At 71.8% G+C, this 13,573-nt stretch carries 8 protein-coding genes; 1 reads left to right on the top strand and 7 read right to left on the bottom strand.

Going from position 1 to position 13,573, the window contains the following annotated elements:
- Positions 1–134: 134 nt before the first annotated feature.
- The 3 genes from ACLQ29_RS34260 to ACLQ29_RS34250 form a co-directional block, all read right to left on the bottom strand.
- Positions 135–710 carry a hypothetical protein gene (locus ACLQ29_RS34260; RefSeq protein WP_425775513.1) on the bottom strand — a complete coding sequence of 192 codons (576 nt, stop codon included), beginning with the start codon at positions 708–710 and terminating at the stop codon, positions 135–137.
- Complete coding sequence (locus ACLQ29_RS34255; protein ID WP_425775512.1) at positions 707–1,210, bottom strand: hypothetical protein; 504 nt, start codon at positions 1,208–1,210, stop codon at positions 707–709. The genes ACLQ29_RS34260 and ACLQ29_RS34255 overlap by 4 nt, the downstream gene beginning before the upstream one ends.
- 219 nt (positions 1,211–1,429) lie before the next feature.
- Positions 1,430–2,473, bottom strand: a complete 1,044-nt coding sequence (locus ACLQ29_RS34250; protein ID WP_425775511.1) for a saccharopine dehydrogenase family protein — start codon at positions 2,471–2,473, stop codon at positions 1,430–1,432.
- Positions 2,474–2,574: 101 nt separating this feature from the next.
- Between ACLQ29_RS34250 and ACLQ29_RS34245 the strand changes: the two genes are divergently transcribed.
- Positions 2,575–3,522 carry a helix-turn-helix domain-containing protein gene (locus tag ACLQ29_RS34245; protein WP_425775510.1) on the top strand — a complete coding sequence of 316 codons (948 nt, stop codon included), beginning with the start codon at positions 2,575–2,577 and terminating at the stop codon, positions 3,520–3,522.
- A 232-nt stretch (positions 3,523–3,754) separates the two neighbouring features.
- On the opposite strand, the gene ACLQ29_RS34240 is transcribed toward ACLQ29_RS34245, so the two are convergent.
- From ACLQ29_RS34240 to ACLQ29_RS34225, 4 genes are read right to left on the bottom strand one after another with little or no spacing between them, the layout of a single operon-like run.
- Positions 3,755–9,319 carry an amino acid adenylation domain-containing protein gene (locus tag ACLQ29_RS34240; RefSeq protein ID WP_425775509.1) on the bottom strand — a complete coding sequence of 1,855 codons (5,565 nt, stop codon included), beginning with the start codon at positions 9,317–9,319 and terminating at the stop codon, positions 3,755–3,757.
- Positions 9,316–12,432 (bottom strand): non-ribosomal peptide synthetase, encoded by a 3,117-nt coding sequence (locus tag ACLQ29_RS34235; RefSeq protein ID WP_425775507.1) that lies wholly within the window; start codon positions 12,430–12,432, stop codon positions 9,316–9,318. Before ACLQ29_RS34235 ends, ACLQ29_RS34240 begins: the two co-directional genes overlap by 4 nt.
- Positions 12,429–12,617 (bottom strand): MbtH family protein, encoded by a 189-nt coding sequence (locus tag ACLQ29_RS34230; RefSeq protein ID WP_355031384.1) that lies wholly within the window; start codon positions 12,615–12,617, stop codon positions 12,429–12,431. The genes ACLQ29_RS34235 and ACLQ29_RS34230 overlap by 4 nt, the downstream gene beginning before the upstream one ends.
- Positions 12,617–13,570 carry a TauD/TfdA family dioxygenase gene (locus tag ACLQ29_RS34225; RefSeq protein ID WP_425775506.1) on the bottom strand — a complete coding sequence of 318 codons (954 nt, stop codon included), beginning with the start codon at positions 13,568–13,570 and terminating at the stop codon, positions 12,617–12,619. The genes ACLQ29_RS34230 and ACLQ29_RS34225 overlap by 1 nt, the downstream gene beginning before the upstream one ends.
- Positions 13,571–13,573: the final 3 nt, after the last annotated feature.

Here is a 13,573-nt window from a genome sequence, read left to right as displayed (position 1 = left end):
ACAGACGATCATGCGGTGGCCGTCCTCATTCCTGCGGGACCCGAGGTCACCTCACGAACGGCGGCTGCCGTACTAGGCGCCATCGTCCGACAGCCGGCTAAATGATCGCGTCGAAGGTCTATCAACGCGCCCTTTCAGGGCGCGAGGCAGGTGCCCTGAGGTAACGGGCCGGCGGCGTGTACCTGGTCCGGATCCTTGTGGAGGCGCTGGTATCCGTAGACGCAGACCTGTCCGACGAGGACTCCTAAGGCGACGGTGTCGGCATCGGAGGGATCGTCGGGGCGGGCCAACCGGACCTGGGGGTGATTCTCGCTGACCGTGGTCAACAGTGACCTGACATGTTCCGGTGTCGCCGGTTGCTCGGCCCAGGCCATGACGGCGTCGCAGGGTTCGTGGTTGACGTTGCAGCGATTGATGACGTTACCGGAGAGAGTGCGCGCGACGGACTGTCTGGCGGTCTCGGCGGCCCGGGCCTGAGCGGGGTCCAGCGGCGTGCGTCGGGCGAGGTCGGCGAGGAAGCGATCACAGTAGTCGGCGTCGCTGTTCCTGATGAAGGCGACACCAGCTCGCAACGAGCCGGGTGCGCCCTGGCCGGCGGATTTGCCGGTGGAGGCCGGCCCGCAGCCGCTGAGCGCGACGGTCACGATGGCCGCCCAGGACGCGAGCCGCCAGCGACGGCGAGTCGGGTGAGGCGTGTTCGGTGGTGTCATGACCGGACGCTGGGCCAGTGCGGCCAGGACTGCCGGAGCTGCGGCGACGTGTCGGCGGTGCGCGGCCATACCCGTAGCCGGTACACGTCGGCGGCGTCGTCGTCGCCAGCCTCGGGGAAACGGGCGGACACCCGCAGCCGGCACGGGCCGGCCTTGGTGAGACGGACGGTGCCGTCTTCTATCTCGCCGGTCGTGAGGAAGAACTCCAGCCTCCCGCTCGGCGCGTCGATGTCGATGTCGACTTCGTGATCCCAGTCGTGTCGGTCGTCCGGCGGCTCGTCGGCCCATTCCTCGACGGTGAATGGTGTGCCGCTGCTGTCCGCGCGGGGAGTCACGATGTTCACGATGCCGTCGGCGGCGCCCACGAAGCGCCCGGATTCGACTGCGTCGTCCCACGAGTCGTCGAGGCCTGCCAGGTCGCCGCCTTCCGCGTCGCTGACCAGCACCTGGCCGTGTTGCACCCAGACCGACGCGCGATGGACCGCGAGTGGCACTGCCATGCCGGTCAATGTATCTCCGTAGCGGGGTGCGGCGACGGCAGCCGCCGCACCCCCGTGATCATTTCTGGATGTTCACCCGCCCCGAGATTGTGGTTTTCGGTACGGCCGCGTCGACGTCGTAATCGGCGCCTCGGCTGATGTCGAATCGCTGTCCGTTCGCGGCCAAGTTGGCGAACTGGCCGCACTGACCACGGTCTGGATCCCTGCACAGGTCGCTGGTCAGCCGTGTGTGTCGAGCGGAACGTGCAGCGAGAGGTGCGAGGACAGGGCGCGGAGGAAGTCCGGGGTGTCGAAGACCGCGCCCGCGGAGGCGACGCCGGTGGTCCTGGTCCGGCCGGTGAGGATGCGGTCGACGGCCTCCACCGCGAGCGGCGCGCTGATGGCGTAGATGTCCTGACCGGCGGCGACCACGCGGCGTTCCGCTCCGCCGGAGCGGACGAGGACGTCGACGACGAAGGTCTGCGCGGAGCGGCCGCGCTCGTCGACGGCGGTCGGTGCCGAGGCGTCAGGAGCGGACAGGTCCGCGGCCGCCTTGGCGGTCATGTAGGTGCGCACCTCCGGGATGGCCAGGTGGCTGGGAATGGTGACGACATCGGCCATGGTGAACTCTCCGATGACGCTCTGGGGGCCGAGCGGAGCCGGGAAGGGCCACTCCAGGGTCGGCAGAGTGTCGTCGTGGTACTCCAGCCGTCCGCCGGTGTAGCGGACACGGCGGCCACCCCGTCGCTGCCCCGAGACCGCGCCCGCAACACGCGTCCCGGCGGTGGGGTGCCAACTGCTCAGGCCGTAGGCGATGTGCGCCTCGTCCGCCGCCGTCCAGTCGCCCATCGCGGTGGTGACCAACAGGTCGCCGAGGCCTCCGTAGAAGGCCATCGCAGGGACCACCACGGTGCCCGCGGCACGGGCGCGCTCCGCGAAGTGCGCGAACGTGTCAAGGTTCGCCTCGATCTCGGCCGCCACGTCGACATACGGGATGCCGGCGCGCAGCGCCGCCTCGACCAGCGGGGCTGCGGTCGTGGCGAAAGGCCCGGCGCAGTTGATCACGGCGGCCGCGCCGTTCAGCGCGCGGTCGAGCGAGGCTGGATCGTCGACCGACGCCTGCCGCGCCTCGAGCCCTGGGTGGGCCTGCGCCAGCGCCAGCAGCTTGTCCTGGTCGCGACCGAGGAGCAGCGGGACGTATCCGCGCTCGCGCAACTCCGCGACCACGAACCGCCCGGTGTGCCCGTAGGCCCCGAACACTGCCACGTTCCGACCTGATCCCATGTCTGCTCCCGCGTGCTCGAAGTGATCCACTGCGGAAATCCTGTCCCTGTTTGCCCATCGGTGACAGTGTCCGGAACGACATGACCCATACAATTCCCGACATGAGTTCTGTCCCGCGTTCCGTCGCGGTCGCCGCTACCGACGGGATGCTGCACTTCGAGCTGGCCCTGGCCTACGAAGTCTTCGGTTCCGCCCCGGCCGCTCTGCCAGGCCCTTGGTACGACGTCAAGGTGTGCGGCACGCACGCCGTCCGGGTCGGCCGGTTCCTGCTGGAGCCGGACTGCGGGCTCGACCGGCTGGCGCACGCCGACACCGTGATCGTCCCCGCCTTGGCGGACGTCGACGAGGACCCGCCGGCCGACCTGGTCGAGGCGGTGCGCGCGGCCCACGAGTCGGGCGCGCGGGTCGTCTCCCTGTGCACGGGCGTGTTCGTGCTCGCCGCCGCCGGCCTGCTGGACGGGCTACACGCGACCACGCACTGGGCCCACACCGACGAACTGGCCGCGCGCTATCCCCGGGTTAAGGTCGACCCGGACGTGCTCTACGTCGACAACGGCAGCGTGCTCACGTCTGCGGGCAAGGCCGCAGCGATGGACCTGTGCCTGCATCTGGTCCGCCGCGACCACGGCTCGGCGATCGCCAACGTGGTCGCCCGCCGCCTGGTCGTGCCGCCCCACCGGGCCGGTGGCCAGGCCCAGTTCGTCACCACACCGGTGCCCACCCAGGACGGCCATCCCCTGGCCGACCTGCTCCCCTGGGCGATGCGGCGGCTGAACCAGCCGCTCACCGTGGAGGACCTGGCCCGCCAGGCGAACATGAGCTCGCGCCACCTGGCCCGCCACTTCCACTCGGTAACCGGCACCACCCCGCTGCAGTGGCTGCTGACGCAGCGGATCCGCCGCGCGCAGGAGCTGCTGGAGACCACGGACGACAGCGTCGACACCATCGCCTCGGCCGCGGGCATGGGCACGGCGACGACACTGCGCCGCCACTTCCACCGCACGATCGGCGTACCGCCGGACGCCTACCGCCGCACGTTCCGGGTTTGAGGCTGCGGTCCTCACCTTGACGGCTCTCGGCCGTCTCAGCAAAGCCCTCCGCCAGCTCGGCGCCCAGGTCCCCGCCCCCGTCATCGCCGACGCCCTCGGCATCCACCACCGTCTGGCCGTTGGCCCCTCGTGTGGTCGGGCGATGGAGCCGATCCAGCAATGGTCGCCAGGGGGACCCGTGAACCGACCAGTCTGGGTGCACCTCGACCCGCTCGCGTTCCCTTCGCAGTCGTCACACGCCGACCGGCACCCGTTCCTCCTCGCGCTGCGCGGCCCGGGCCGCCAGCCGACGCTCCCGCTCCTGCGCACCGATCAGGTCGTCGGGCAGCGAATCCGCGACCTCAAGGTCGAAGCGGCGGAGCAGCCGGATCGCGAACCCGCCCAGGGTGATCAGGATCAGCGCCGCGCCGAAGCAGACGTACGCGAAGCCGATGCCCCGACCCGGACCGGTGCCGATCACCGCGCCCACCGACCCGGCCAGAGCCCCGTCCGGGGCGAGCAGCGGCTCGAACAGGCGGGTGGCCGCCGGGGCGATCAGCGCGAACCCGATGGGCAGCGTCGACCAGGAGATGGTCTGGTTGAGGCTGAACACCCGGCCGTGATAGCGCTGCGGCACCTTGACCTGGACGATCGTGGCGTAGATGGACTGTGCCGTGGTCATCGACATGGCCAGCCAGAACGCACCGACGCAGATCATCGCCACGGACGCGTCCAGGCCGACCAGGACGCAGCCGACCGCCGTGCCGAGGTTGCCGATCAGCACGCCGATCATGCGTCGGTTGCGGGGACCACCCCAGAGCGACATGAGTACGCCGCCGGCGACCGCGCCGAGAGCCTCGGCGAGGGCCACCTGGGCCACCTGCGTCGCGTTGCCGAAGGAGAGCACCAACGGGGTGGTGAGCACCAGCGCCGGCGCCAGGAAGATGTTGCCCAGCGCGAAGTAGCCCAGCATCAGCCGGAAGCCACGGTGCCGCCACGAGTAGCGCAGACCGTTGGCGATCGCCACCAGCAGGCGCTCCCGGGGTCGCCATCCGAGCAGGTCGGGGAAGCGGACCACGGACAGGGTCACCACCGCGATCACATAGCTGGCCACGTCGAGCAGCAGGATGCCCTTGAGGTCGATCGCGGCCAGCAGGCCGGCTGCGAAGACCGGCATCAGCAGCATGGCGAACCCGTTGGAGAGCTGGGTGATGCCCATCGCGTGGCCCAGGTAGCGCTTGGGCACCAACTGCGGCACCGCCGACTGGAACGCGATCCGTTGGAACGAGCCGGCCACCTGACTGAGCGCCACCAGGCCGTAGATGTGCCAGAGCGCCAGGTTGTCGGTCCAGAGCAGCGCGGCCAGCACGAGCTGGACCGAACCGGCACTGCAACTGGCGATCATCATGATCTTGCGGCGGCTGATCCGGTCGGTGATCGCCCCGGCGATGGGCAGCACCAGCACGCCGCAGATCAGCGCCAACGCCCAGAGCAGACCCAGGTCGGTCACCGAGCCGGTGCGGGTGAACAGCCAGATCGGTAGGGCGAACGCGGTAAGCGCCGAACCGGTGGTGGAGACGAGCTGCCCGACGGTGACCGACACGAAGCGGGCCATGCTGGGCCGGACCACCGGCTTGTCCGGGACGACGACGGCGTCGACGCCCCGGGTGTCGGCCACTGCCCAGCCGGCGTCCTCGCCCCGTGCCTGCGGGGTCAGCTCGCCGACGTCGCCGGCGATCAGCGCCGGGTGCACCTGGGTGACGATCTCGGCCAGTTCCTGCGCGCGGTACTTGAGGAAGAAGTGCCCGGCCTGGTCGAGCACCACCAGCCCGAGGCGGTCACTGAGGAACTGCCACTCGGCGTACCGCTCGATGTGGTAGTCGGTGACCGGGTCCTCCGAGCCGACCACCGAGATGATCGGGGCGCGCAGCTTCACCGCGCCCTGGTCGAGCAGGGCGGTGAAGTATTCCTCGGAAGCCCGGGAGTCGGCCCGCATGTTGCTGATGATCCGGTCCGCCTGCTCCGGCTCCAGCTCGTCGGTGTCCACACCCATCGACTTGAGCCAGCTCGCGTAGTGCTTGTTGCTGCGCAGCTTCTCCAGCTTGGTGCGCACCGCCGCGAACAGGCCCTTGGGCCGGGCGAACGGGAACATCGCACCGATGTAGAGCGCGGTCAGCTCCCGCCCGGCGGCCTCCACCTTGCGGGCCACCTCGGCCACGATCGCGCTGCCCACGCCGCAGTGCCCGTACAGGGCGAGCGGGCCCTCGACGCGCTCGATGATCTCCTCGGCGACCCGGGTGGTCAGCTCGTCGAAGGGCAGGGCGTCCTCGGTGAGCCCCACGTCGTGCCCGGGGATGGCCAGCGACCAGAGCGCGTGCCCGGCCGGCAGCGCGTCCGCGAGGGGCTGGTAGACGATCGCGCTGCCGCCGCCGTACGGCACGCAGACGTAAGTGATCACTCGTTGGGCCGGCGAGATCGGCTTGGTCAGCTCGTAGAGCAGCCGACGGGGCCCGTCGCCACCGCCACCGGACATGAACGTGGCCAGGTCGCGGATGGTCCGCTGCTGGAACAGGTCCATCACGCCGACCGGCCGCCCACCATGCTCGGCCTTGCGGATGCGGGCCACCACCTGGGTCGCGAGCATCGAGTGCCCACCCAGGTCGAAGAAGTCGTCGTCGATGCCGAGGGTGGCCACACCGAGCACCTCGGACCAGATCCCAGCGAGCAGCCGTTCGGTGTCGTCGCGCGGCTCCACGAGCGCCACCGAGGCGGCGCGGGTGACGACCGGCGCGGGCAGCGCCCTGCGGTCCAGCTTGCCGTTCGGGGTCAGTGGCAGTGCGTCCAGGGTGACGAACGCCGCCGGCACCATGTACTCCGGAAGGGTCTCCTTGAGCGCCACCTTGACCGCGTCGTGCTCGGCCGCGCCGACCAGGTACCCGGTGAGCCGCTTGTCGCCGGGGGTGTCCTCGCGGACCAGCACCACCGCCTCGGTCACCCCGGGCTGGGCGCGCAGCGCGCTCTCGATCTCGCCCAGCTCGATGCGCAGGCCGCGCAGCTTGATCTGGTGATCGATCCGGCCGAGGAACTCGAGCACACCGCCGGGCCGGTCACCGGGCGCGACCTGCCAGCGGGCCAGGTCGCCGGTACGGTACAGCCGGGCACCCGGCTCGCCGGAGAACGGGTCGGGCACGAACCGCTCCGCGGTGAGCGCCGCCCGACGGTGGTAGCCGCGGGCCAGCCCCACCCCCCCGATGTGCAGCTCACCCGCGACTCCCACCGGGCACGGGTTGCCCCGGGCGTCCAGCACGTGCAGCCGCACGTTGCTGATGGGCGCACCGATCGGCACGCTGGCCACCTCGGCCAGCAGCGCCGGGTCACACGCCCAGGAGCTGACGTCGATCGCCGCCTCGGTCGGGCCGTACAGGTTGTGCAGGCCACAGCCGGGCAGCCGGGCGGTGAAGTCCCGGGCGGCGGCGAGCGGCAACTCCTCACCGCTGCAGATCACCCGGCGCAGCGCCGTGGCCGCCTCGACGCCGTCCTCGGCGAGGAAGACGGTGAGCATGGACGGGACGAAGTGGGCGGTGGTGACCCGCTCGGACACCAGCAGGTCGCGCAGGTAGCCGGCGTCCTTGTGACCGCCCGGCTCGGCCAGCACCAGCCGCGCGCCCTCGCGCAGCGGCCAGAAGAACTCCCACACCGACACGTCGAAGCTGGCCGGGGTCTTCTGCAACACCCCGTCGTCGGCGCCGAGCCGGTAGGTGCGCTGCATCCAGTCCAGTCGGTTGACGATGCCCCGGTGGGTGTTCGGCACACCCTTGGGCCGGCCGGTCGAGCCGGAGGTGTAGATGACGTACGCGAGGTGCGCCGGGCCGGCCGTCGGCGTCGGGTCACTCGTCGGCTGGTCGGCCCAGACCGCCTCGTCGTCCAGGGCGAGCACGGTGGCGTCGGTCGTCGGCAGCACGTCGCGCAGGTGTGCCTGCACCAGCACCACCGGCGCGGCGGCATCGGTGACCATGAAGGCCAGCCGGTCCGCCGGATACTCCGGGTCCAACGGCAGGTAGGCGCCGCCGGCCTTGAGCACGCCGAGCAGGCCCGCGACCAGCTCCACCGAGCGTTCCGCGCAGACACCGACCAGGGTCTCCGGGCCCACCCCGCAGGCGCGCAGCCGGTGCGCCACCCGGTTCGCCGCCGCGTTCAGTTCGGCGTACGTCACCGAACGGCCGGCGAACCGCAGCGCCACCGCGTCCGGAGTACGAGCGGCGCGCTCCTCGATCGGGGCGTGCAGGGTCTGCTGCCGGGGGAAGTCGTGGGCGGTGTCGTTCCACCCGGCCAACAGCTCCCGCTCGGCGGGTGCGAGCAGATCGAGCGCGGAGACCGGCAGATCCGGGGTGGCGACCACGGCGCGCAGCAGCGTGGTGAGCCGGTGCGCCATCCGCTCGATGGTGGCCCGGGTGAACAGGTCGGTGTTGAAGACCAGCTTGCCCCAGAGCCCGTTGCCGGTCTCGACGGCGTGCAGCTCGAAGTCGAAGCGGGTGGCGCGCAGCTCCATCGGATGCCACTCGAAGCCGACGTCGGCGTCCTCGGCCACCCCTTCGAACCGGCCCATCTCGTAGTTCTGCAGCACGAACATCGCCTGGAACACCGGTGAGCGGCTGACGTCACGCGGCAGACCCAGCTCGTGCACGACCCGGGCGAACGGCACCTCGCCGTGCTCCAGCCCGTCCAGCACCGCGTGGCGGGTCCGATCCAGCAGCTCGGTGAAGGTCGGGTCGCCGGCCAGCTCGGCACGCATCGGCAGCATGTTGATGAACATGCCGACCAGGTTCTCCAGCTCCGGAGCGGACCGGCCGGCCACCGACGCGCCCACCGCGAAGTCGTCCTGCCCGGCGTGCCGGGCCAGGAACACCTGGTACGCGGCGAGCAGCGTCATGAACATCGTGCCGCCGTAGGCACGGGTCAGCGCGGCCAGCCCCTCGGTGGCGGCGGCGTCCAGGGTGAACTCGACGAAGTCACCCCGGTACGTCTGGGTGGCCGGCCGCGGCAGGTCCAGCGGCAGCTCCAGCGGGGTGATCCCGGCGAGGCGCTCCTTCCACCAGTCCACGTGCCGCAGCGCGCCCGGCCCGGCCAGCTCCCGTGCCTCCCACACCGCGAAGTCTCCGTACTGCACCGGCAGGGCGGGCAGCTCCCGCTCGCGGTAGCGGGCGATCAGGTCACGCAGCAGCACGTCCACGGACCAGCCGTCACCGACGATGTGGTGCTGACCGAGGAAGAGCACGTGCTCGTCGACGTTCATCCGGTCCGGAGTGCCGTCTTGCGGCGCGGAGGCCGGATTATCGTCGCAGGCGGCCAGCCGGATCAGCAGAGCCCGCAGCAGCGGCCCGTTGGCCAGGTCGAACGGCTCGACGGCCGCCTCGTCGACACGTGCCTGGGCGGCGGTGTCGTCGGCGGCGTCCACCACGGTCAGCGGCACCTCGACGACCTCGTCGAGCACCACGGTGGGCCGGCCGTCCGAGGCGGCCGGGAACCGGGTGCGCAGCGACTCGTGCCGATGGGTCAGGTCCGCCAGCGCGCGGCGCAGCGCCGCGACGTCCAGCGGGCCACGGACTCGCAAGGGCACCGCGATGTGGTACGCCGCCTCGCCGGGAGCGAGCTGGTCCATGAACCAGACCCGCTCCTGGGCGTACGACAGCGGCACCTCGGCGTCCGGCGGGCGGGGAGTGATCCGCGCGGCGGGCGGGCTGCCGGACCGGCGGCGCAACCGCTGGGCGATCAGCGCCTGCCGGGCGGCGTCGCGGGCCGAGTCCTTCACGTCGGTCATAACGGGGTGTCCTTCTCCGCCGCGAGCAGCGCGGCGACCTCGGCTTCGGAGAGTTCGTCGAGCTCGGCGGCGATCCGCTGCTCGATCTGGGCGGCCAGGTCGGCCACCACCGGGCTGCTGAACAGCGCCCGCATCGGCAGCTCCACGTCCACCTCGGCGCGGATCCGGGCCATCGCCCGCATGCCGCGCAGCGAGTTGCCGCCGAGGGCGAAGAAGTCGTCGAGCGCGCCGACCTTCTCCAGTTGCAGGATCTCGGCGTAGACCTCGGCGACCAGCACCTCGGCGTCGGTACGCGGGGCGAGGAAGCCGTCGGCGGTGGCGGCGGTCGGTGCCGGCAGCGCGGCGGTGTCCAGCTTGCCGTTCGGCGTCAGCGGCAGCGCGTCCAACCAGACGAACGCGCTCGGCACCAGGTGCGCGGGCAGCTCCTGGGCCAGGTCTGCGGCGAGCGTCGCCTCGTCGACCCGGCCGACCAGGTAGCCGACCAGGGTCGGCTCGCCGTTGTCGGCGCGGACCACCACCGCGGCCTCGGCCACGTCCACGCGGGCGCGCAGCACCGACTCGATCTCGCCCAGCTCGACCCGCATCCCTCGGATCTTGACCTGGTTGTCCCGGCGGCCCAGGTATTCCAGTGCCCCGTCGGCCCGCCAGCGGGCGAGGTCCCCGGTGCGGTACATCCGCTCCCCCGGCGGCCCGTACGGACAGGGCAGGAAGCGCTCCGCCGTCAGCGCCGGCCGGCCCAGGTAGCCCCGGGCCAGTTGCGCCCCGGCGATGAACAGCTCACCGACCACACCCGGCGGCACCGGGTTCAGCGCGGCGTCGAGCAGGTGGACCCGGGTGTCCCAGGTGGACCGACCGATCGGCACCGGCCCGGCGGAGACCGGCTGCTCGGGGGCGATCCGGGCCGCGATACAGCCGACGGTCGCCTCGGTCGGGCCGTACTCGTTGATCACCGCCACCCGGGGGTGGGTGGCCCGCCAGCCAGCCAGTTGTTCGCCGGTCAGCGCCTCCCCGCCGATCACCAGATCGGTGGTGGGCGACAGGGCGTCGTCGAGCAGCGGCAGGTGGCTGGGGGTGACCTTCAGGAAGGTCGGCGGACCACCGGCCCGCGCCGCCGGGGTGTCGATGCCAGCGAGCCGGACCGTGCCCCCGGCGGTGAGAGGGCCGAGCAGCCCGGTCACGGTCAGGTCGAACGAGACCGGCGAGTGCAGCAGCGCGACACCGGCCAGCCCCGGGTAGGTGTCCCGGGCCCAGGCCAGGTACGCGGTGACCGCGCGGTGCTCGACCAGCACGCCCTTGGGCCGCCCGGTGGAGCCGGAGGTGTAGAGCAGGTACGCCGGGTGCTCCGCACGCAACGGCGTGCGGCGTTCGTCGTCGGTGAGGTCGGCGGAGTCCAGGTCGGCGGCGGTCGTGTCGGTCAGCACCAGTGCGTCGGCGGGGGCCAGCGCGGCCGTCTCCGAGGTGGCCAGCACAAGCGTCGGCTCGGCGTCGGTCAGCAGGTAGCTGATCCGGTTCGCCGGATAGCCGGTGTCTACCGGCAGGTACGCGGCACCGGCCTTCAGCACCGCGAGGATGGCCACCAGCAACTCCACCGAGCGGGGCAGCAGCAGCGCGACCCGGGTCTCCGGGCCGGCGCCGCGCTCGACCAGCAGCCGGGCCAGTCGGTTGGCCCGAGCGCCCAGCTCGGCGTAGCTCAGCTCCTCCCCGTCGCAGACCAGCGCGATCGCGGCGGGGGTGGCGACGACCTGCCGCTCCACCTCGGCCACCAGGGTGACCGGGGCGACCGCGGGCCCGGTGTCGGTCCAGGCGCGCAGCAGGTCACGTTCGGCGTCGTCGAGCAGAGGCAGCGCCGACAGCCGCGTCCCCGGGTCGGTCACGGCGGCGGTGAGCAGCCGCAGGTAGCGGGCGACGACCGCCTCCGCGGTGGCCCGGTCGAACAGGTCGGTGCGGTAGACCAGCCGGCTGGTGCCGCCGGTGATGTCGAAGGCCAGGTCGTCCTTGGTGGTGCCCAGCGGCACCGGGTCCAGGCCGGAGTCCGGGATCAGGTTCAGCGCGGTCTGGAACACCGGCTGCACCGACGGGTCGCGTTGCGGGGCGACCGCCTCGACGATCCGCTGGAACGGGGTCTGCCCGTGCTCCATCGCGTCCACCAGGCCGGTCCGGACGCGGCCGAGCACCTCGGTGACGCTCGGGTCGCCGGTGAGGTCGCACCGCAGCGCCACCGGGTTGACGAACATGCCGATCAGCGGCGTCAGCTCGGCGGTGTCGCGGCCGGCGGTGGAGACGCCCACCACCACCTCGGGGTCACCGGAGATCCGGGAGAGCAGCGCCGCGAAGGCGGCCAGCAGCACCATGTACGGGGTGGTCGACGTGCCGGCGGCGAGCCGCCCGACCTGGTTCAGCAGCCCGTCGGGGAGGTCGAAGCGCACCTCGTCACCGGCGAAGCCGAGCTGGGCTGGGCGCGGCCGGTCAAGCGGCAGGCCGGTCACCGCCGGCGCACCGGCCAGGTGACCGCGCCAGAAGGCGAGCTGCCGCTCCAACTCGGTGTCGGTGAGCTGGTCGCGCTGCCAGACGGCGAAGTCGGCGTACTGGATGGGCAGCTCGGGCACGTCGGCGGGCGCGCCGGTCAGCGCGGCCCGGGTGAACGCGGTCAGCTCGGCGGCGAAGAGCACCGCCGAGTGGCTGTCGAAGACCGCGTGGTGCACCACGAACTGCAACCCGACCCGGTCGGCGGCGAACCGGACCAGCCGGGCCCGCCACGGCGGCGGGGTGTCCAGCGGGATCGGGCTACGCGCCAGCTCGGCGAGGGTCTCGTCGTAGCGGGTCTCCCGCTCGTCGGCGGGCAGACCGGTCAGGTCCAACTCCGGCAGGTCCAACGGCTCGACGGCCCGGACCACCTGCACCAGCGCGCCGTCGACGATCCGCAGGTGCGTACGGAGCGACTCGTGCCGGGCGACCACCTGGCCGAACACGTCGGTGGCCTGTGCGGCGGTGACGCCGACCGGGAACCACCACGGCGCGGAGACGTTGTAGACCGGCGATCCGGGGTCGAGCTGGTTGGCCGTCCACACGCGCTCCTGGGCGAAGGACGCCGGGAAGGTCCACTCCTTGCTCATGACGCCCCCTCACGTACCGAGCGGGGGCGCATGTCGGTCCAGACGGTGTCGATGTGCGCCAGGCACTCCTCGCGGGTGCCGGCGAAGCCGGTGTCGTGCCAACCCGCCGGGAGGTCCCGCTCGGCCGACCAGATCGAGTACTGCTCCTCGTCGTTGCGCACGACCAGGAATCGGGGCTCGGCCATCACTGCTCTCCGAAGGTGTCGGGGGTGTGCGGTTCGGCCATCGCGACGGCGATCCTGCGGGGGCCGGTGAACGGTTCCCGGCCGTGCGCGGCGGTCATGTTGTCGACCACCAGCACGTCGTCGCGGTGGTAGTCGAAGCGGACGCTCGCGGCCCGGTAGGCGGCCCGCAGGTGGTCCAGGACGTCGGCGGGGATCTCGCCACCGTCGCCGTAGTAGGTGTTCGACGGCAGCCCGTCGGCGCCGAACATGTCCAGCAGGCCCTCCTGGAGGTCCTTCGCCAGGCTGCTCACGTGGAAGAAGGTGGCGTGGTTGAACCAGCGGGGAACGTCCGAGCCGGGGCGGAGGTGCACGGCGTCACGCACCGCACGGGTACGCAGCCCGTCCCGGCCCACCCACTCCAGCGTGATCCGGTTGGCCGCCGCGTACGCCTGCACCTCGGCACGATCGTCGGTGCCGAACACGTGCTGCCAGGTGGTGCCGAAATCTTCGTGGAAGTTTCGGATCAGCATCCAGCGCCGGCGGACGAACTCCTCGCGTACCGCCGGGTCGATCTCCCGGTAGACCTGACGGATGTCGGCCAACGGGGTGGCGCCCAGCGTCTGCGGCGCGGTGATGCAGTAGAAGAACAGGGTCAACGGCCACCGCGCCTGGTACGAGTTCTCGTTGTGCAGGAAGATCTCCTCGTCCGGTGGGTAGTCGGTCGAGGTGTACACCCGGCCCTTGATGGCGTGCCGGGGCGAGGACCGCTCGGTGTAGGTCAGTGGTTCCCCGGACAACGCCCGGACCACCTGGTCGAAGCCGTCCACCCCGCCCACGTCGAAGCCGCGGAACAGCAGCCCACCCTGGTCGGCCAGGGTGGCCCGCAGCTCGGCGCGGCGATCGGTGATCAGCTGGGTCAGCGCCCGGCCGTCGGCTTCGACGACCACGGGCAGCGTGGCGATCGTGTCGCTCATTGC

Origin of the sequence: Micromonospora sp. DT228, from assembly GCF_049841595.1 — a bacterium.
In the GTDB taxonomy this organism is placed as follows: Bacteria; Actinomycetota; Actinomycetes; order Mycobacteriales; family Micromonosporaceae; genus Micromonospora.
Note: the sequence above shows the minus strand (reverse complement) of the source record. Positions and strands in the feature narration are given on the sequence as shown.